Origin of the sequence: Rhodopseudomonas palustris (genome assembly GCF_003226555.1) — a bacterium.
Taxonomy (GTDB): Bacteria; Pseudomonadota; Alphaproteobacteria; order Rhizobiales; family Xanthobacteraceae; genus Rhodopseudomonas; species Rhodopseudomonas palustris_I.
Map to the genome: position 1 here is coordinate 1 of NZ_QKQS01000038.1, position 20,266 is coordinate 20,266.

Sequence of the window (20,266 nt, forward strand, 5' to 3'; positions counted from 1 at the left end):
CCCCCCCCCCCCGCCCCCCCCCCCCCCCCCCCCCCCCCCCCCCCGCCTCCGCGAGTCTCGACCATTCGGCCGCCGCCCCCTCACCCGGATTGCTGCGCAATCCGACCTCTCCCCGCGCGCGGGGAGAGGTTCAAAATTCCACGGCGGTTGTTACGCCGCCAGTTTGTTCTTGCGTTTCTCGGCGTAGGCGGCGGCCGCCTCGCGCACCCAGGCGCCGTCGTCATGCGCCTTGCGGCGCGCCGCCATCCGGTCGCGGTTGCACGGGCCGTTGCCGGCGAGCACCTGCTTGAACTCGTCCCAGTCAATCGCGCCATACTCCCAATGCCCGGTCGCCTCGTTCTTCTTCAGATCGGGATCGGGAAGCGTCAGGCCCAGATAATGCGCTTGAGGCACCGTGGCATCGACGAATTTCTGGCGCAGCTCGTCGTTGGAGAACCGCTTGATCTTCCACTTGGTCGAGGTGTCGCTGTGCTGGCTGGCCTGATCCGGCGGGCCGAACATCATCAGGCACGGCCACCACCAGCGGTTCAGCGCGTCCTGCGCCAGCGCCTTCTGTTCGGCCGAGCCCTTGGCCAGCGTCAGCATGATCTCGTAGCCCTGGCGCTGGTGGAACGACTCCTCCTTGCAGACGCGGATCATCGCGCGCGCATAGGGCCCGTAAGAGCAGCGGCACAGCGGGATCTGATTCATGATCGCGGCGCCGTCGACCAGCCAGCCGATCGCGCCGATGTCGGCCCAGGTCAGGGTCGGGTAGTTGAAGATCGACGAGTATTTGGCCTTGCCGCTGAGCAGCTGGTCGACCAGCTCCTCGCGCGAGGCGCCGAGAGTTTCGGCGGCGGCGTAGAGATACAGGCCGTGGCCGCACTCGTCCTGGACCTTGGCGAGCAGCGCCGCCTTGCGCCGCAGTGTCGGCGCGCGCGTGATCCAATTGCCTTCCGGCAGCATACCGACGACTTCGGAATGCGCGTGCTGGGAGATCTGGCGGACCAGCGTCTTGCGGTAAGCGGCCGGCATCCAGTCGTTCGGCTCGATCCGCTCCTCGGCGTCGATCCGCGCCTGGAACCGCGCCGCCCGTTCGGCGTCCTCGATGTTCCGCTCGTCACCGTCGGACACGTTCAGTGCCTGGGTGTACATGGCGATCTCCTCCGGCGTTGTTGGAAATATAATTGACCAATTGGACGGTCAATGCAAGTGTCGGAACCGATCATCGATGGTGCGTCGCAACGCACTGTCCGCCAACAGGATTCCGACCGCCCATGGCGCGCACGCGAGCCACCGACTACGACGATAAACGCCGCGGCATTCTCAGCCGTTCCGCGCGGCTGTTCGCCGAACACGGCTACACCGGCACTTCGATCACCATGATCGCCGACGCTTGCGGCGTCTCGAAGGCGCTGATGTATCACTACTACCCGTCGAAGGATGCGGTGCTGTTCGATCTGCTCGAAGATCATCTGCAGCATCTGGTCACGGTGGTGGACGAAGCTGCACAGGGCAATGGCGATCCAGGCGACCGGCTGTTCGCGATCTCGGCGGCGTTGCTCGAAGCCTATCGCGGCGCCGATGCCGAGCATCAGGTGCAGATCTCCAGCCTGAAGCTGCTGCCGCCGGAGCAGCAGGACGTGCTGAAGGCGCTGGAGCGAAAACTCGTCGTCTCGATGTCGGATGCGATCGCCGCCGCGATCCCGGCCGCCGCCGCCAAGCCGGAGCTACTGAAGCCGCTGACGATGTCGCTGTTCGGCATGCTGAACTGGCACTACCTTTGGTTCCGCGAGGGCAAGGGCCTGTCGCGTGAGACTTACGCGCAGATGGTGACCACGCTGATGATCGCCGGCGCCGAACAGGCGATCGACGCGATCACCGCGCCGCCGGGCAAAGCCGAGCGCGCATCGCCCCGCAAGAAGAACGAGCGGGCGGCGGTGGCGCGGCGGGCGTAGGTCACGCACTTTCCCTCCCCGAGTCATTCCGGGGCGCGCCGAAGGCGCGAACCCGGAATCTCGACCTCGCACAACAACCTCGGGATTCCGGGCTCGCTCGCTGACGCGAGCGCCCCGGAATGACGGGGACAAGGTGCCATCAAAAAGAAAGGCCCGCGCGAGCGGGCCGAGGTCGGGAGGAACTTCGAGCCTCGATAGCTGAGGCTCGGGGTCTACAGCAGCGGCGATTAGGCCGACTTGCTGAAGGTCTTGGCGAAGTTGTCCTGCACCGATTTGGCGCTGTCGCTGGCCAGCTTGCTGAAGTACTCGGTCGCCGACTTGGCGCGCGACACCAGCACTTCGCCCTGCGAACGCGCAAGGTCGGACTGGATCTGGAACGCCTCGTTGACCGATTTCGCCGACGCCAGCTTGTCGATGCCGGTGAAGAACGCTTCAGTGTCGTGGTAGATCGCCTGCTGAATGTTGCGGGTGATCTTGGCGGCTTCGCTCACCGAATTGGCCACGGTTTCCTCGATCACCGAGGTCACCTTCTCCGAACCGGCGTGGAAATCCGCGGCCTTCTCCTTGGCGGTGCCAGCGGCACGCTTGACGAAGTCGCGGGCGGCTTCCGGAACCTCGAGGGTCTGGAAGTTCTTGAACGCGTCGGTCACCGGCTGGAACGCCTGCTTGACGCTGTCGGCCACCGTTTCGGCCGCCTGGGTGTAGCTCTCGTGATTAGCAGCATCGGTCATCTGAAATCTCCATCCTCGTTGGCTGAGCTATGGTCTTCCCGTCCGAACTGCGGCCCGGGCAGGGAAAATATGTCATAAACCATGTTGCACCGCAATATGTTTATTGCAACGCAACACGGTATCTGGAACATACCATTGAAATAATTACATTTTTAGTTACGAGAGCAACAACCAGACCGTGCTTTTCATGCGAAATGCTCGAAATGAACTGCGAGCCTAACCCTTGGGCTTGCCTGATTTCGCCGGCGGGATCGCGGCCGCGAGTTCGTCCAGCCGTCGCTCGACCTCGGCGAGCCGGGTGTTGAACTCCTGCATCTGCGCGCGTGACGGCAGATTCATACCCGCGAGATATTTGTCCATCATCTCGGCGAACTGCTTGTGCGCCTCGGCGGAGACACCGCCGACCTGCTGCGCCACCTTGCCGAGCTCCGGCGATGTCAGCGCCTGATTGGCGAAGGCTGCGAAACCCTTGCTCATTTCGCCGAACATCGCCTGCCACGCCGCTGCCGGATCGTTGTCCTTGTCGGCCATTGCCGTCTCCCCTCTTGTCATCCGCGCGGCACACCGCGCGACGACCTTTTTCATCCGCGCGGCACACCGCGCGACGACCTTTTAGCGGGTCGGCGCGGCGTAGGCGAAGCCAAACGGACCGGAGCGATCGAACGGGGTGAATTCGCCTTCCGGCTGTGCCAGACGGTCGGCGATCGCCCACAGCACCGCGGCATTGACGATAAGGCCGATATGGCTGGCGAGCACCACCTCGATGTTCTCGGCGCGCGGCGACGGCGTCAGCTGCGAGGTGCGCCAGTTCACGATGCCGTCGGTGCGCGAATAGATCGAGGTGGCCGGTACCGGCATCTCGCCGCCGAGCGGTTCGAGATCTTCGAGCCGGACCTCGGTCAGTTCCTCGCCGGACAGCTTCTCGTAGACCCGCTTGGCGTTGGTGGCGGTGACGTCGCCGGTGAATGGACTGCCGAGCGTAATGATGTCGCGCACCATCTCGGGTGCGTGCAACGCGAGGTCACGGGCATAGACGCCGCCGAGGCTCCACCCCACCAGACTGACCTTACGGCCGCTCGCCTCATAGACGGCGGAGAGCCGGCGCCGCAGTCTGGCGCGCATGCGATAGATGCCACCGAGATTGCGGCCGAGCTCCCAGGCGAACACCTGATAGCCGAGTTGCTTCAGATAGCGCCGCATCGGCGCAGTCGACAGATCACTCGCCAGCAGCCCGGGCAGCACCAGCACCGGATGACCGTCGCCGCGCGGCGCCTGCAGCAGCAGCGGCGACAGCAGCAGGCTGGCGTTGAATTCGAAGAAGCTGCGCGCCTCGGCGAGCAGCAACGCGACGCTGGGCGGCTTCAGCCGCTCGCGATTCACGATGGCGCCGCTGTCGACAGGCATCGCGTCTCCAATGATCGGTTACTTCTTGTCCTTGGTCAGCGCACTGCCGAGGCCGGTCATCGAAATGAACATCTCGCCGAATCGTTCCGCGAGCTTGGGATCGAAGGTGAACCAGGTCTTCATCAACGCCTCGGGCGAGACCTTCTCGATGTTCGACAGCATCTGCTCCTGGAGCTTGTCCATCACCGCGGTCTGCATGGGTTGCACGTCGGGAAGCCCGAAGAACTGCCGCGCTTCCTCCGGCGTGCAATCGATCTCGACGTTGACTTTCATGGCCGCTCCACAGTCCTGCATTGACGCATCACTGCAGTATCGCCGCGACTGGTGCCGCGATGCAAGCGATCCGACGCGCTGCCACGTCGATTCAACCGAAGCGTTCGGCGGAGAACGGCCGCGGATCGGTGAGCGGTTGTTCGCCGGTCATCATCTCGGCGAGCAGCCGACCGGTGACGGGCCCCAGCGTCAGCCCGTGATGCTGGTGGCCGAAATCGAACCACAGGCCGGGATGGCGCGGCGCGCGGCCGATCAGCGGCAGCATGTCGGGCAGGCACGGCCGCGCGCCCATCCACGGCTGCGGCTCGATGGTGTCGCCGAGCGGGAACAGCGCGCGCGCCATCGGCAACGTCTGCGCGACCTGCACCGGCGACGGCGGCGCGTCGCGACGTGCGAATTCGGCGCCGGTGGTGAGGCGGATGCCGCGATTCATCGGCGCCAGCAGGTATCCGCGATCGGCGTCGAGCACTGCGTGCTGCAGGCTGGCGTTGCCGCGCGGCGCGAGGTGGATGTGATAGCCGCGCTTGACGCCGAGCGGGAAACGATAGCCGAGCGGCTTGAACACCAGGTCCGACCACGGCCCCATCGCCACCACCGCTTCGCGCGCGCTGACGACTCCGAGCTCGGTCGCAACCCGCCAGCCGCCCTCCTCCTGCTGCAGCGTGCGGGCATCGCCTTTGACGAATCGACCGCCGCGCTGGGAGAACAGCGTCGCGTAGGCTTTGACCAGCCCGCCCGGATCCGGAATCGAGCCGGGCTCCAGCCAGTGGATCGCCCCCGTGAATTCACCGGTGAGATTCGGTTCGCGTTCGGCGATGCCGCGCTGATCGAGCACGTCGGCGACGACACCGAACTGCCGGGCCCGTTCCAGGTCACCGAGCGCCTTGCCAAAGCTCTTCGGCGAGCGAAACAGCTTGATCCAGCCGGTCTTGCGCAGCAGCTCCGGCACGCCGGCTTCGGCGATCAGCGTCTCGTGTTCGGCGAGGCTGCGCCGGATCAGCGGCAACGCCGCCTTGGCTGTCTCGGCGACGCGTCGCGGCGAGGAGGCCAGAAAATAGCGGACCAGCCAGGGCAGGAATTCGGGAATGCCGGAGACCTGGTAATGCGCCTCGGCCGAACCGTTCAGTGCGTAGCGCAGCAGATGGCCGAGATCGCGCGGAAACACGTAGGGAAACACCGAGGCGCATTCGATCAACCCGGCATTGCCGTAGCTGGTCTCGTCGCCCGCAGTGCCGTTGCGATCGACCAGCACCACGTCGCGGCCGCGGCGCTGCAGATGTAACGCAGCGCAGACACCGACGATGCCCGCGCCGAGCACCACGACATCGGTCTCGTTCCGCTTCATGGCTCCGAGTTAAGCGCATCGCGGCGAGTTCGCAAATCCCAAACCGCGTTTGCAATGGTGCCATAACGGCGCATCACGACTGGCGCGGCGCGCTGCAAACAGTCTCCTCAATGACCGCTCAAACGCCGGGCAACGCGCTCTCTTTCACGTCATTGCGACAGGCATATTCTCGAGGGCCGCGCGCCCCGAATGACAGAGCGATGACGAATCGCCGCGCCGAAAACACAATGGCGGGCCAACCGGCCCGCCATGCTTGGTCGGATCGTCGCCAGTTGGCTCAGCTCGGTTTCAACGCCGGCGAACCGTGCTCCATCTCGTAGTCTTCGATCTGCTTGGTGCGATCGGACTCCAGCGCGGCGCGGTGATCGGTGCCGATCGCCACATACACCGCCGGCAGCACGAACAGCGTGAACAGCGTGCCGATCAACATGCCCGAGACCACGACGAGACCGATCGAGAACCGGCTCGCCGCGCCCGCGCCCGAGGCAGTGAGCAGCGGCAGCAGGCCGGTCACCATCGCGGCGGTGGTCATCAGGATCGGCCGCAGCCGCACTCGTGCCGACTGCTCGATCGCGGTGCGCTTGTCGAGCGCCTCCTTGATCTGCAGCTCGCGTGCGAACTCCACCATCAGGATGCCGTGCTTACTGATCAGGCCGACCAGGGTGAGCAGACCGACCTGGGTGTAGATGTTGATCGTCGCCGCACCGAAGAACAGCGGGATCAACGCGCCCGAGATCGCCATCGGCACCGAGATCATGATCACCAGCGGGTCGCGCAGGCTTTCGAACTGCGCGGCGAGCACCAGGAAGATGATGATCAGCGCGAAACCGAAAGTGATCGCGAGCTGGTTGCCTTCCTGCACGTACTGCCGCGCGTCGGCGAGATAGTCGTGGCTGAAGCCCGAGGGCAGGTTCTTGGCCTGCTGTTCGAGGAAGTCGACCGCCTTGCCGACGGTGACGCCCGGCATTGGCACCGCCTGGAAGGTGGCGGAGTTGAGCTGGTTGAAGTGCGTCAGCGCGTTCGGGTCGGTCGCGGTCTCGATCTTCACCAGCGTCGACAGCGGCACCTGCTGCCCGCTCGCACTCGGCACATAGAAACCATCGAGCGATTGCGGGGTCAGGCGGTCGGCGCGCGGCACCTGCGGGATCACCTGGTACGACCGGCCTTCGAGGTTGAAGCGGTTGACATAGTTGCCGCCGAGCAACGTCGCCAGCGTCGAGCCGAGTCGCTGCATGTTGATGCCGAGGTCGCTCGCTTTGGTGCGATCGATCGTCACCCGAACTACCGGCTGGTTGAAGTCGAGGTCGCTGTCCGAGACGATGAACAGCCCGCTCTTGCGCGCGGCGTCCTTCAGCTTGACCATCTCCTCGTAGACCGCGCGGAAGCCGGCCGTGGAGTTGATCACCATCTGGATCGGCAGACCACCCGGACCGCCGGGCAACGGCGGCAAGTTGAAGGCGAAAGCGTTAACGCCTTCGATCTTGCTGAGCTCGGCCTGCACCAGCGGCTTGAGCTGCATCGCAGTGCGCTTGCGCTCGTCCCACGGCTTCAGCAGCATGCCGGCGATGCCGTTGTTCGGGCCCGAAGTGCCGTTGAGGATGAAGCGCAGATCGGTTTCGGGGAAGCTGGCATAGGCCTTGTCGAGCTTCTCGCCGTAATAGTTGGCGTAGTCGATGTTGGCGTATTTCGGCGCCTTGGTCACCGCGAACACGATGCCCTGGTCTTCTTCCGGCGCCAGCTCCTTGGACGTATTCATGTACATGAAGCCGACGAGGCCGAGGATCACCACCGCGAACAGCCCGGTGATCGGCCGGTAGTCGAGCGAGCGGTCGAGCTGCCGGCCGTACCACCGCGTCACCGCGCTGAACACGGAATCGACCTTGCGGGCGAACCAGCCCTGGCTTTCCTGATGCTTGAGCAGCACCGAGCACATCATCGGCGACAGCGTCAGCGCGATAATGCCGGACACGATCACCGAGCCGGCGAGCGTGAACGCGAATTCGCGGAACAGCGCGCCGGTGAGGCCGCCGAGGAAACCAATCGGCGCGTACACCGCCGCCAGCGTGATGGTCATCGAGATCACCGGCCCGACGATTTCGCGGGCGCCGATCAGCGAGGCCTGGACTGGACTCTTGCCCTCCTCCAGATGGCGATGGATGTTCTCCACCACCACGATGGCATCGTCGACCACGAGACCGATCGCCAGCACCATCGCCAGCAGCGTCAGGAGGTTGATCGAGAATCCCATCGCCAGCATCGCGGTGCAGACGCCGATCAGCGACAACGGAATCGTCACCACCGGAATGATCACCGACCGCAGCGAGGCCAGGAACAGGAAGATCACCACGATGACGATGCCGACCGCTTCGATCAGCGTCTTCTCCACCTCGTCGATCGACGAGCGAATGAACTTGGTGGAATCGTAGGCCACCTTCATGTGCATCGACGGCGGCAAATTGCGCTCGATGTCCGGGAACAGCGCGCGTACCCCGGTGACGATGTTGAGCGGGTTGCCCTGCGGCGTCGCCTGCACACCGATGAAGATCGCTCGCTCACCCGAGAACGCCACGCTGGAATCGGTGCTCTGCGCCGCCAGTTCGACGGTGGCGACGTCCTCCATCCGCACGAAGCCGCCGTCCTTGGCTTTGACGATCATGCGTTTGAATTGATCGGCGTTCTGCAGGTCGGTGTTGGTGGTGATGTTGGAGACAGTCAGATAGCCCTTGGTCTGACCGGCCGCCGCCTGGAAGTTGTTGGCCTGGATCGCCGCCGTGATGTCGTTCGCCGACACACCGCGCCCCGCCATCCGGATCGGATCGAGCCAGATCCGCATCGCAAACGTCTGGCCGCCAAGAATATCGGCCGAGGCGACGCCGTCGACGGTGGACAGCACCGGCTGCACCACACGCGTCAGGTAGTCCGAGATCGCCGAGCCCGACAATTCGTTGCTCGAGAATCCGATGTACATCACCGCCGTGGTCTGGCCGGTGGATTTGACGATCACCGGGTCGTTGGCTTCCTTCGGGATCAGGTATTTGACCGAATTCACCTTGGCCATCACCTCGGTGAGTGCCTGGTTCGGATCGAAGTTGAGCTTGACGTAGACCGTGATCAGGCTCTGCCCCTGGGTCGAGGACGAGGTGATGTAGTCGACGCCCTCGGCCGAGGCGACCGCCTGCTCCAGCGGCGTGGTGATGAAGCCCTGCATCAGATCCGGAGACGCGCCTGGATACGCCGTGGTGATGGTCACCACGGTGTTGGACAGCTTCGGATACTGCCGGATCGGCAGCGTCATCGCGGCGCGAAAGCCGATCAGCAGGATCAGCATGCTGACCACAAGCGACAGCACCGGGCGCTTGATGAAGATGTCTGTGAGGACCATACGGACGCTCCGTGGCGCACGCCCGGTGCGCCTTGCGCGACCGAGCTGCGGTTGAGTTGTCCCCGGACGGCGACGATCGCCGGCCGGACCATTTCGACGACGAGTTGGCCGCGCCATACGGCGCAGCCAGCACTCCTGGCGTTAGTAACGCGGCGGCGTCTTCGGCTGCGGCGGAGGTGGATCGGTCGAGATCGTGACCGCGGCACCCGACTGCAGCTTGAGCTGGCCGACCGCGACGACGCGATCCCCTGCCTTCAACCCGCTCAAAATGACAGTGCGGCCGTTGATCCGGTCCCCAGTACGAACGAAGGTCCGCACCGCAGACAGCTTGGACTTGCCGTCCTCGCCCTTCTCCTCCTTGATCAGGAAAACGGAGTCGCCGTACAGCGTGTAGTCGACCGCGGTCTCCGGCACGGTGATCACCGCCGGCTTGTCCGGCAGCACCACCGTAGTGGTGGCGAACATGCCCGGCCGCAGCACATGCCCGGGATTGTCGAGCGTCGCCTGCACCCGGATGTTACGGGTGTCGGAGGAGATCTGCGGCTCGATCGTCGTGATGGTTCCATCGAACTGGCGGTCCGGATAGGCGTCGACCTTGATCCGCACCGCCTGGCCGACCTTCAAGGTTCCGGAGTCCTTCTCCGTCACTGTGAAGTTGGCGAAGATGTGCGACAGATTGGTCAGCGTCACGATCTGGGTGCCGGCCGTGAGATACTGGCCGACTTCGACGTGGCGGACGCCGAGCACGCCGTCGAACGGCGCACGCACCAGCTTCTGCGAGATGATCGCTTCGGTTTTGGCGATGCCGGCATTGGCCTGGTCGAAGGCGGCCTGCGCCTGGTCGACCGTCGCTTGCGGGCCGAACTGACGGGCGGCGAACTGCTTGGCGCGATCGAGCGACAGTTCGGCGACCTTGGCCTGCGCCCTGTAGTTGGCGAGATCGCCCTGATCCGGCCCATCAAAAAGCTGTACCAGCGGCGCGCCCTTGTCGACATCCGAGCCGGGCTCGAACATGATCTTGACGATGCGGCCCGACACGTCCGACGTGACATTGACCTGATGCACGGCAGCCAGATCGCCGACCGCGGTCAAGAGATTCGGCAGCACTTCGCTCTTGGCCTCGGAGACCGTCACGGTGATCGGCGGCGGTTTGTTGTTGGCGAAGAACTGCGCAATCATATGATTGCGGAAGGCATTGAAGCCGACCAGGATGCCGACCAGCAGCGCCAGCAGCAACCCAACGATGATGAACCAGCGCACCGTCCGCACCGGGCGCGGGCGGGGATTCTCGCTGGAGCTCCGCGCCGACGGCGGAGTTTCTGTCGCAAGCGTCATATCATGCACTTTCTGTCGTTTCCGTCCGCATCCGACCCGGCGAAAATTCGCGGTCGAGATGGACGGAAATTGCGGCTTCGTTCAGACCAATTCCACGTAGGATGAATTCGCACATCTGGCGCTCGAGACCGTCGGGGTCGCCGTAGCTCAGACACGGGACAGCCGGAAGCTGCGCCAGCGCAGCCATCAGCACAGTGTGGTGCGCGAACCAAAACAGATTGATCGGCTCCTGGCCGACCCGAACCGCGTCGCCCGCTTCCACCGCCCGCTCCAACGAAGCCGCGAACGTCCGCGCGATCAGCCCGGTGATCTTCTCGTAGACCAGACGGGCGAATTCGCCGTCGTCGAGCTGGCTGGACACCAACAGGCGCAACCGCTGCTCCTCGTCCTGGTCGGGCTGGTCGGAGGCGTGCATAAAGTGCTGCACCATCTCCCGGATCAGCACGACCAGCGTTTTGGTCGAGGGCTCTGTGCCGAGCAAATCGAGCAACGCCGGGTCGGCCTCGCACTCGCAAGCCAGGATCTCGGCATACAGCGCCGCCTTGCTCGGGAAATGCTTGAACAGCAACCCTTCCGAGATCGACGCGGCAGCCGCGACGCTCTTGGTGGTGGTTCCTGCAAAGCCGTTCCGGGCGAAACAACGCTTGGCTGCGCTCAGGATCAATTCCCGGCGCAAATCGCTGGTCATGCGCAATGAGGTCATCTTGTGAGTAAGCGCTCACCTTTGCAATTGTCAATCACGATCGCGGCTGCGCACTAAATCGTGAGGTGGAGGTCGGTCCTCTGCGCCGCTCCGAAGCCTGCCGCGCCGTCCGATCCGCAAAACCGGGCGTCGCCAGACATGCGTCGGACGGGTTCCATCCGCAAGACCTCGGCGGCGGATTTCCCGATCGTTTCGGCAACGTCGTAAATCGCCTATACACGTCAAAAAACGGAAACGACATGGAAACGTCCCAAGCACAGCTCGCGGAAGCGTTCGATCTCGCACGTCTGACGCCCGATTTTTATGACGATCCCTACCCGACCTATCACGCGCTGCAGGCGCATCAGCCGGTCAAGCGGCTGGCGAGCGGCGGCTACTTCCTGACCCGCTACGACGATCTGGTCGCGGTCTACAAGAACACTTCGCTGTTCTCGTCGGACAAGAAGCGCGAATTCGCGCCCAAATACGGCGATTCCCTGCTGTTCGAGCATCACACCACCAGCCTGGTGTTCAACGACCCGCCGTCGCACACCCGCGTCCGCCGGCTGATCATGGGCGCGCTGACGCCGCGGGCGATCACCGGCATGGAGCCGGACCTGGTCGCGCTGGTCGACCGCCTGCTGGATGCGATGGCGGCCAAGGGCCGGGTCGATCTGATCGAAGACTTTGCCGCCGCGATTCCGATCGAGGTGATCGGCAATCTGCTCGGCGTGCCGCACGACGAACGGGCGCCGCTGCGCGGCTGGTCGCTGGCGATCCTCGGGGCGCTTGAGCCGGTGATCGGGGCGGATGCCTTCGCGTTCGGCAACGCGGCGGTGCATGAGTTTCTCGGCTATCTCGACACCTTGATCACGCGCCGCGCCGCACAGCCGGGCGATCCGGAGCGCGACGTGCTGACCCGGCTGATCCAGGGCGAGACCGGCGGCGAGAAGCTGACCGCCAAGGAGCTGCTGCACAACTGCATCTTCCTGCTGAACGCCGGCCACGAGACCACTACGAATCTGATCGGCAACGGCCTGGTGACGCTGGCGCTCAATCCCGATCAGAAGCAGCGGCTGATCGCCGACCCGGCCCTGACCAAACCAGCGGTCGAAGAAATCCTGCGCTACGAAAGCTCCAACCAGCTCGGCAACCGCATCACCACCGCGGAGGTGGAGATCGGCGGCATCTCGATGCCGGCCAACACCTCGCTGACGCTGTGCATTGGCGCGGCCAATCGCGACCCGGCGCAATTTACCGATCCGGACCGGTTCGATATCGCACGCAGCCCGAACCGGCATCTGGCCTTCGCGTCGGGGCCGCATCAATGCGCCGGCATGGCGCTGGCGCGGCTTGAAGGGGCGATCGCAATCGCCCGCTTTCTCGCCCGCTTCCCGGACTACGTTCTCGACGGGCCGCCGCAACGTGGTGGCCGGGTCCGGTTCCGAGGGTACCTCAGCGTCCCATGCAGGCTCGGCTGAAGCCGGCGCCGATTCCCATCGACCCGCCACACTCGCCTGCGAAGGCTATCGATCGAAGATCCGGGCAGATCGTCGCACCGCCAACCGGCATGCAACCGGTGGCGGCGCTTCCGGATTTCGAACAACATAGGCAAGGATTCGTCCGGCCGATCCGGGCGGCAATTTCTCAAGCGAGGCGCAGTGATTCGATCGACGATGAAGCATGGCGCCTTGCGGCGTTTCAAAACGCCCACCCTCCTCGGCCTGGCGACGCTGCTCGCCGTCACAGCACCGACACCGGACGCCAGCGCCAAACGGGCGCGCCCTGCCGCAACCACCGAAGCGACCGCTCCGCGGGAAGCCGGCGAGCCGATCATGGCGATCGTGTCGATCAAGAGCCAGCGGGTGACGCTGTACGACTCCGAAGGCTGGATCTATCGCGCGCCGGTCTCGACCGGCACCACTGGGCGCGAGACCCCGGCCGGCGTGTTCGCCGTGGTGGAGAAGGATAAGGACCACCGCTCGACGATGTACGACGACGCCTGGATGCCGAACATGCTGCGCATCACCTGGAACGGCGTCGCGCTGCATGGCGGCCCGCTGCCCGGGTACCCGGCGTCGCACGGCTGCGTGCGGATGCCCTATAGCTTCGCCGAGCGGGTGTTCGACAAGGCCAAGATCGGGATGCGGGTGATCGTGTCCCCGGACGATGCCGCCCCGGTCGACATCAGCCACCCGGTATTGTTTTCCCCGACCGCCGATGCGCTCGCCGCCGCGCCGGCGCGAGCCGAGACGGCGGCGCGGGAGGCCGAGCAGGCCGCCCAGGCCGCCGACGAAGCCAAGACCGCCGCGGCCGCGGCCGCCCGCGCCGTCAAGCCGCTGAAGGGCGAACTGCGCAAGCTGGAGCGCGCCAAGGCGCGTGCCGAAGCGGCGCTGAAGGCCGCCGACAAGGTGCTGATCGCCGCCAAGACCGACGAGGCCAAGGCCAAGGCGGAAGAGCGGCAGCAGAAGGCCGCGGAGCAGTTGGGCGAGGCCGCGGCCCAGCTCGAAACCGCCAAAGCCGACGCCGATGCCAAGCAGGCCTCCATGACCGCCACCAAGGAGGCCGCGAAAGCCGCGGCGGCGCAGAAGGCGGAGACCGCGAAGCTGGCGACCGACGCCAAGCTGGCGATGGAGCCGGTGTCGATCTACATCAGCCGCGCGACGCAGAAGCTCTACGTCCGGCGCAACACCCACAAGCCGCTGCCGGACGGCGGCGAGCTGTTCGATGCCTCGATCGAGGTCCCGGTGACGATCCGCGATCCCGACCGGCCGATCGGCACTCACATCTTCACCGCGATGGCACGCGGCGATTCCGGCCTGCGCTGGAGCGCGGTGTCGATCGAGAACGCCGACGACGCCAAGAGCGCGCTCGATCGCATCACGATTCCGCCGGAGGTGCTGGAGCGGATCGCCCCGACCGCGCAGCCGCGCTCGTCGATCATCATCTCGGACGAGCCGCTGAGCGCGGAGACCAATTATCGCACCGAGTTCGTCGCGGTGCTGAGCGATCAGCCGCAGGGGGGCTTCATCACCCGCAAGCCGACGCGCGAGGTGCCGGTGGCGAGCGACGACGGCTGGGGCGACGGCGGCTGGGACAACAACAGCGGCTGGGACAACGGCTGGTCGAGCGACGGCTTCCCCCGCCGGATGGAGAGCCGCTCCGCCCCTCGTCGGCGCGGCGGCGATTATTACTATCAGCCGCAATCGAGCTGGTGGTGACGCGCCAGCGTCACGCGCTGGTCACGCCATCGTTGGAGCCGACATTCGCTGCACCAGCAGCGTCGGAATCCGGTTGGTGCCGCTGCGCACCGTCACTACACGGGTGTCGGCGTGACGGCTGGCCCGCGACGCGGTGACGGTCAGGCCGGCCGCGATCAGCCGTTCGCGGGACGCCTCGACGTCGTCGACACGCCAGCCCACGCCCCACAGCTTGTCATGCTCGGCGTCCGAACCCGCGACCGGGCGGTGCACGACCTCGATCCTGAGATCGCCGCAGTGAAACGACATCAGCCGTCCCCAGTCCTGCTGCGACCGGTCCAGCGCCATGTCGAGCCCCAGCCTGGCTCCATAAAGGGCCGCGGCACGCTCGGGAGCCGATGTCGAAATCACCAAATGATCCAATCCGACGACCGGCGACGGCCCGGTCACCGGCGAATGTGGCCGCTCGGAGCCGAGTTCGAGGAAGAATAGCCGCACCCCGCGGGTGGCCTCGGTCGCGGCCCGGGTGCGCTTCCATGTCAACGTGGCACCGGTCGTCCGATCGCGGCCCTCGACCTCGGCGACCGGCGTCGGCCGCAACGCCACCCGCTCCAGCCGGTGGTGCGCTGCTGCGACATCGGCGACTCGGAAACACAGGCTGGCGATCCCCTCGCCCTGCAGCTTGATCAGCGTGCGCAGGCGCTCGGCGGTCGGTCCGCTGCCGGACGGCGCCATCAATTCCAGCGACATGTTGTCGAGAGTAAACAGGACGTTGTCGGAGCCGTCGTCGCCGCCGCGCCAAGCCGGCGCGCGGGCGAACAGCGTCTGGTAGGTCGCGACCGCCTCGTTAAGGTCGCTGACCAAGACAACGAGATGATCAATCGCGCTGATCATGGACATTCCCTCGCAAGCACCGCCCCCACGCGGTGATTTGCTGTGCGATGCTATCGGGTTTGTCACGGCGGTTCATCGGCATGCAAACCCCGGACGATAACGAGGTGTCGCCGTCACCGGCCATGCCGTGAGCCGTCCGCTCGCACCCAACCGCCACCCTCGCCTCCCTGACCGCGGCTGCCCGGAACAAGGCAGCACGCACACCGTTATGACCGGATTCTCGGCGAAATCGCTGTCGTATCAGTTGTGATCCTGCGGAAAATTTTAGCGAATGCGCAGCGAACGGCAATGCTATGCTGAACGCGCCAGAACAGGTCGCAGCCTCGGGACTCTCATGCAAGCACTCTTCATCGGACAGACCTATATCGACGTCACGTTCATCACCGACCACCTGCCGACCGGCGACGAAAAGCACGTCGCGTCCGACTATGCGGTGTCGTTCGGCGGCAACGCAGTGACTGCGGCATTCTGCTGCGCCAAGCTCGGGATCGTGCCCGACCTGATCGCCACCATCGCCAACGATTGGCTGGGGCGGATGTTCATGGACATGAGCGCGAAATACGGCATCGAGATTCACCCGCGCAAGGTCGCCTCGTCGTCGCTGTCGTTCATCATGCCGAAAGACGGCAAGCGCGCCATCGTGCGCTGCCGCGACGACGAGCACATCCACCCGTTTCCGCTGCTCAATCTCGGCCCCTGCCGCGCCCTGCACGTCGATGGCCATCAGCCTGATGCTGCGATCCACTATGCAAAGCTCTGCCGCGAGGCCGGCATCCTGACTTCGCTCGACGGCGGCGGCCTGCGGACCAACACCCACGAGCTTCTGGAGTTCATCGACGTCGCGATCGTCGCCGAGCGGCTGTGCGAACAGATGGACATGACGCCGGAGAAGATGCTCGACTATCTGAAGTCGCGCGGCTGCCGGGTCGGAGGCATCACGCTCGGCGAGCGCGGATTGTACTGGTACGACGAAGCCGGCACGGTGCGGACCCTGCCGGCGCTGCCGATCCCGCGCGAACGGGTGATCGACACCAACGGCGCTGGCGACGTGTTTCACGGCGCCTATGTGTTCTCGTACCTGAACAACCCGGCGCAGAGCTGGCAGCACCACTTCGAATTCGCCCGCGCCGCCTCGACCTTCAAGATCCAGCGGCTCGGCAACGAAGCCGGCCTGCCGACGGTGGCCGATATCGAAGCCGTCAAGCGCGAGTTCGCGGCGGCCGCGGACTAGAAAAGGTCCGGTTCTGATTTGATCAGAACCGGAACGCCGCTTTGCTTGTTCTGATGCGCTTTCCGCACGCGAAGCGGCTTCCACGTTACTGGAAGACGCTTTCGTGCCGCCAATTGCAGCTGGCTTAGAAGTCCACGCTCATATTGGCCAGGAAGGTTCGAGGAGCCCCCTGCACAAGGTAGTTCGCTCCAGGATATCCGCCGACCGAGGCCCAATAGGATTCGTTGGCCACGTTGAGCACGCGGAAACGATAGGTGACGCGCGTCTTGTTCCAGGCCGTGGCATAGCGCAAACCCAGATCCAGACGCGTCCAGCCGTCGACCTGATAGATGTTCGCCGTGTCGGTGTATTGTTTGCCGGTGTGGATCAGCCGGCCGTCGACGGTCATGCCGGGGATGAAGGGCAGATCCCATTCCGCGCCCAGATTGCCCTGAAACCGCGGCACGCCAACGGCGTAGTTGCCATTGGTGAGTCCATCTTGCGTGTTCTGCAGCTTGGGATCGATGCCGGTGACACCGCCGAGCAGCCGCACTCCCTTCACCGGCTCGCCGTAGAACGACAGTTCGACGCCCCGGTTTCGTTGCTCTCCAGCCGCCTGATAGATCTGGTTTTCGACGATCGCCTGCTGCTGGGTGATCGAGAACAGGCTGAGCGTCGCGCCGAAATTGCCGCCGTCGAACTTGGCGCCGACCTCGTACTGCTTGCTGACATAGGGACTGAGCGCCTCACCGGCGTTCCGAATGACCTGCCCACCGCTGGTCGCCGGTGCGATTCCGCCGCGCTGAAGCGCCTCGGCATAGTTGGCGAAAAGCGACACACCGCGGAGGGGCTTCACCACAAACCCGACTACCGGTGTGACCGCCGACCCCTCGGCAGCCGATCCGAGCGCCCCTGTATTATAGTCGAACGTGTCCTGGGATACTTTCTGGTAGCGACCGCCGAGCGTCAGCAGGACGCTCTCGCTTAGAAACGACATCGTGTCGGCGACGGCGAAGCTCGACGTGCGCGTCTTCTCCGTCGTCAAAGGATCGGCGAGAATGCCGCCCAGAAGGTAGTTCGCCGCGGGAGGCGCGACACTGATGGGATTGTAGAGCGTGCCCGCTGCAAACCCCGCGAAATTGGAGAACGCATACGCGTTCTTGGAATCGAGCGTGGTTCCGGCCGCCGACACGACCACGCGATGCCCCACCGGGCCGGTATCGAAGGTGGCTCGCACACCGGCATCACCCGAGAAGGCCGTGTCTTTTCGAACGTTGTCGAACCGATAGGCGCTCAAGGTGCCGGTCGACGTCGCCTTCGGATTTGCGAGGACATTGTCTTCGTCGCCGAACCGGAAGCCAGCCGAAGCCCACGCCGTAACCGATTCGGTGAGGTCGACCTCGCCGCGGGTGACGAAGAACAGATTGCGATCCTTCGCGTATGTCCACGGCTGCGCATAGTTCTGGTCGGCCTTCGGCGGACTGGGCGGCGCGCCAGTCAGTCCGACCTGCGGCCGCGGGCTGTCGAGCCGATGATCCTGATAGCCGAGATCAGCGCTGAAACGCGCATTCTCGCCGTTGTAGTCGACGTCGAGCGATGCGGCGCCGAGCCTTCGATCCTGGCCGTCGACCGCCGTCTCTCCGGTCCGCCCGATCGCACCGACACGAACGCCCCATTCTTTGAAATCGCCAAACCGGCGCGCCACGTCGATGGTGCTGACGACCTGACCCGAGCTCTCGTAGCCCACGGTGAGGCTGTTCCGGTCGTACAACGGGGCCCGCTTCGGCACGAGATTGACCGAACCGCCGACGCCGCTGTTGCCGGGTGCCGCGCCGTTGACGAAGGCGCTGACGCCGCGCAGGATTTCGACCCGTTCGACCATCGGCGCTGCGACGAACTGGCGAGGCACGATGCCGTACAGGCCGTTGAGGGCAAGATCATCGCCGTAGAGCGGAAAGCCGCGGATGATGTAGAGCTCGGCGAAATTGCCGAATCCTTGCGCGACACGCACCGTCGGATCGTTGAGCAGCACGTCACCGACGCTGGTGGCCTGCTGATTCCTGATCAGTTCGGATGTGTACGAGACGCCGCTGAACGGTGAGTTCGCGTAGGCGAGATTGCCGAGAAGACCGACTCGGCCGCCGATCGCCACCTGCCCGCCGGCGTAAGCGGGCGGCGGATCGCCAATCGTGTGCGTGGTCCCGACCGTGGCGGCCTGTCTGGCCGCCGGAGGCCGTTCGGCGGATTGTCGGGGCACAACGCGGCCGGCGCGCTTTGGCGCTGCCGACCGCGTGCGAACAGTCGTGGCGCGTTCGCGCTGTCGAGGCGGGTCGACAGAAACCGGCGGCAGCGTGGTCGACGGTGCCGTCTGCGCTCGGCTGAGAGAGGGGACGCTGCAGAACCAAAGCGACGCGATGGTGGTCGCTGCGCCGAGAAGCACGTATCGTCGATGGTTGATGATGATCATAGGGTCCCCCGATATCGCCATTGTGGCTAGATAACGGGGGCGGTTCCGGCAATAAGGCGACGGCTAGATTCTATCTAATCGCACTGAGGGTGCGGCACCGAACTACGCCACCGCCTTCTTCAGGTCGAAGCTGAGATCGGCGGCCTGGTCCGGCGTCACCGACTTGTCGAGCGGCAGGATCTTGCGGCCGAAGACGTGATCGGCGGCGCGGTTGACGGACTCGATGCCGATCAGCTTGCCGGCCTTGTAGCAGAACGCCGAGAACGACCGCTCGGCGACGCTGCCGCGGATCACTACCTGATCGAAGCCTGCCGTCAGGCCGACGATCTGCAGCTTGTCGTCGGCTTGGTCCGACCAGAACCACGGATAGCCGTCATACGGCTTGGTGTCGCCGGTCAGACGCGCGGCCACGCAGCGCGCCTGGTCGGTGGCGTTCTGCACCGACTCCACCCGCATCGTCTCGCCGAACCGCACGCTTTCGAACAGCGCGCAATCGCCGATCGCCGAGATGTTCGGGTCGCTGGTGAGAAGCTGCTGGTCGACGATGATGCCGGCCGCCGTCGGCAGCCCCGCAGCAGCGGCGATCTCGACGTTCGGCAGCACACCGACGCCGACCACGACGAGATCGCAGGGCAGCGTCTGGCCGTCGCTGAGCGCGACGCCGGTGACGCGGTCGCCATCGGCTTCGATCTCGGTGGCGCGGACGCCGTAATGCAGGCGGATGCCGGCTGCGCTGTGGCGGTCGTGGAAGTAGCTGGAGATCTCCGGCGTCACCGCACGCGCCATCACCCGCGGCGCCAGCTCGACGACGTCGACCTCGAGCCCCTTGGCCCGTGCGGTGGCGGCGAATTCGAGACCGATGAAGCCGGCGCCGATCACCACGACGTGCTTCTTGTCCGGCATCCGCTGCCGCAGCACCTCGCTCTCGTCGAGCGTGCGCAAGTACAGCACATCCGGCAGCGAGGCGTTGGGCACGTCGAGCATCCGGTTACGCGCGCCGGTGGCGAGCACGAGGTGGCCGTAGTCGATCGCGGTGCCGGAGGCGAGCAGCAGCTTGCGGCTCTCACGGTCGATCGACACCATCCGGTCGGAAATCAACTCGATCGCCTGATCCTGGAAGAACTTCTCCGGGCGAAACATCAGCGAGTTCGGATCGCCGCCGCTCTTCAAGTAAGCCTTCGACAGCGGCGGGCGCTGATACGGCAGGTGCTTTTCGTCGTTGATCAGCGCGATACGCCCGGCGTATTTCGCCTGGCGCAGCGATACGGCGACCTGAAATCCGGCGTGTCCGGCTCCAGCAATCAAGACCGTGTCGTTCATCGTTGAGCTCGTTGAGTTGGGATCGGCGCGGCGGACGCGCGGAAGGTGGGGATCGACCCAGCCTGTAGCATACTCGGCCACCACAG

15 protein-coding genes and 1 pseudogene are annotated in these 20,266 nt (G+C 65.1%); 4 read left to right on the forward strand and 12 right to left on the reverse strand.

The window, feature by feature from the left end; genetic code table 11:
• Nucleotides 1-150 precede the first annotated feature (150 nt).
• A complete protein-coding gene (paaA, locus tag DNX69_RS23855) occupies nt 151-1,134 on the reverse strand; it encodes a 1,2-phenylacetyl-CoA epoxidase subunit PaaA (RefSeq protein WP_110788502.1) in 984 nt (327 codons plus the stop codon).
• A 122-nt stretch (nt 1,135-1,256) separates the two neighbouring features.
• Here paaA and DNX69_RS23860 point away from each other — a divergent pair, with 122 nt between their 5' ends.
• Nucleotides 1,257-1,937 (forward strand): TetR/AcrR family transcriptional regulator, encoded by a 681-nt coding sequence (locus DNX69_RS23860; RefSeq protein WP_110788503.1) that lies wholly within the window; start codon nt 1,257-1,259, stop codon nt 1,935-1,937.
• Between the two features lie 227 nt (nt 1,938-2,164).
• Here the strand turns inward: DNX69_RS23860 and DNX69_RS23865 are convergent, their stop codons facing one another.
• The 8 genes and pseudogenes from DNX69_RS23865 to DNX69_RS23900 form a co-directional block, all read right to left on the reverse strand.
• A complete protein-coding gene (locus DNX69_RS23865) occupies nt 2,165-2,668 on the reverse strand; it encodes a phasin (RefSeq protein WP_110788504.1) in 504 nt (167 codons plus the stop codon).
• A 216-nt stretch (nt 2,669-2,884) separates the two neighbouring features.
• A pseudogene (locus DNX69_RS23870) lies at nt 2,885-3,259 on the reverse strand (poly(R)-hydroxyalkanoic acid synthase subunit PhaE); the annotation flags it as partial.
• A 21-nt stretch (nt 3,260-3,280) separates the two neighbouring features.
• Nucleotides 3,281-4,072 (reverse strand): esterase/lipase family protein, encoded by a 792-nt coding sequence (locus DNX69_RS23875; protein ID WP_110788506.1) that lies wholly within the window; start codon nt 4,070-4,072, stop codon nt 3,281-3,283.
• 18 nt (nt 4,073-4,090) lie between these two features.
• On the reverse strand, nt 4,091-4,345 hold the full coding sequence (locus DNX69_RS23880; protein WP_011159311.1) for a DUF6489 family protein: 255 nt from the start codon (nt 4,343-4,345) through the stop codon (nt 4,091-4,093).
• 91 nt (nt 4,346-4,436) lie between these two features.
• Nucleotides 4,437-5,690 (reverse strand): FAD-dependent oxidoreductase, encoded by a 1,254-nt coding sequence (locus DNX69_RS23885; protein WP_110788507.1) that lies wholly within the window; start codon nt 5,688-5,690, stop codon nt 4,437-4,439.
• 277 nt (nt 5,691-5,967) lie between these two features.
• The gene (locus tag DNX69_RS23890; protein WP_110788508.1) at nt 5,968-9,072 is read right to left on the reverse strand and encodes a MexW/MexI family multidrug efflux RND transporter permease subunit; all 3,105 of its coding nucleotides are present in this window, start codon (nt 9,070-9,072) and stop codon (nt 5,968-5,970) included.
• Between the two features lie 141 nt (nt 9,073-9,213).
• On the reverse strand, nt 9,214-10,407 hold the full coding sequence (locus tag DNX69_RS23895; protein ID WP_110788509.1) for an efflux RND transporter periplasmic adaptor subunit: 1,194 nt from the start codon (nt 10,405-10,407) through the stop codon (nt 9,214-9,216).
• A 1-nt stretch (nt 10,408) separates the two neighbouring features.
• The gene (locus tag DNX69_RS23900; protein ID WP_110788510.1) at nt 10,409-11,110 is read right to left on the reverse strand and encodes a TetR/AcrR family transcriptional regulator; all 702 of its coding nucleotides are present in this window, start codon (nt 11,108-11,110) and stop codon (nt 10,409-10,411) included.
• A 239-nt stretch (nt 11,111-11,349) separates the two neighbouring features.
• Here DNX69_RS23900 and DNX69_RS23905 point away from each other — a divergent pair, with 239 nt between their 5' ends.
• Together DNX69_RS23905 and DNX69_RS23910 are read left to right on the forward strand one after the other, a co-directional pair.
• Complete coding sequence (locus tag DNX69_RS23905) at nt 11,350-12,570, forward strand: cytochrome P450 (RefSeq protein ID WP_110788511.1); 1,221 nt, start codon at nt 11,350-11,352, stop codon at nt 12,568-12,570.
• A 195-nt stretch (nt 12,571-12,765) separates the two neighbouring features.
• A complete protein-coding gene (locus tag DNX69_RS23910) occupies nt 12,766-14,310 on the forward strand; it encodes a L,D-transpeptidase (protein WP_207803186.1) in 1,545 nt (514 codons plus the stop codon).
• A gap of 21 nt (nt 14,311-14,331) precedes the next feature.
• Here DNX69_RS23910 and DNX69_RS23915 read toward each other — a convergent pair whose 3' ends face one another.
• Entirely contained in the window at nt 14,332-15,183 is an 852-nt protein-coding gene (locus DNX69_RS23915; RefSeq protein WP_110788759.1) for a VOC family protein, read from the reverse strand.
• Nucleotides 15,184-15,517: 334 nt separating this feature from the next.
• Between DNX69_RS23915 and DNX69_RS23920 the strand changes: the two genes are divergently transcribed.
• Complete coding sequence (locus tag DNX69_RS23920; protein WP_110788513.1) at nt 15,518-16,414, forward strand: sugar kinase; 897 nt, start codon at nt 15,518-15,520, stop codon at nt 16,412-16,414.
• 124 nt (nt 16,415-16,538) lie between these two features.
• On the opposite strand, the gene DNX69_RS23925 is transcribed toward DNX69_RS23920, so the two are convergent.
• Both DNX69_RS23925 and DNX69_RS23930 read right to left on the reverse strand, forming a co-directional pair.
• The gene (locus DNX69_RS23925) at nt 16,539-18,650 is read right to left on the reverse strand and encodes a TonB-dependent receptor (protein ID WP_165825319.1); all 2,112 of its coding nucleotides are present in this window, start codon (nt 18,648-18,650) and stop codon (nt 16,539-16,541) included.
• A 312-nt stretch (nt 18,651-18,962) separates the two neighbouring features.
• Nucleotides 18,963-20,180 carry an NAD(P)/FAD-dependent oxidoreductase gene (locus DNX69_RS23930; RefSeq protein ID WP_110788515.1) on the reverse strand — a complete coding sequence of 406 codons (1,218 nt, stop codon included), beginning with the start codon at nt 20,178-20,180 and terminating at the stop codon, nt 18,963-18,965.
• Nucleotides 20,181-20,266: the final 86 nt, after the last annotated feature.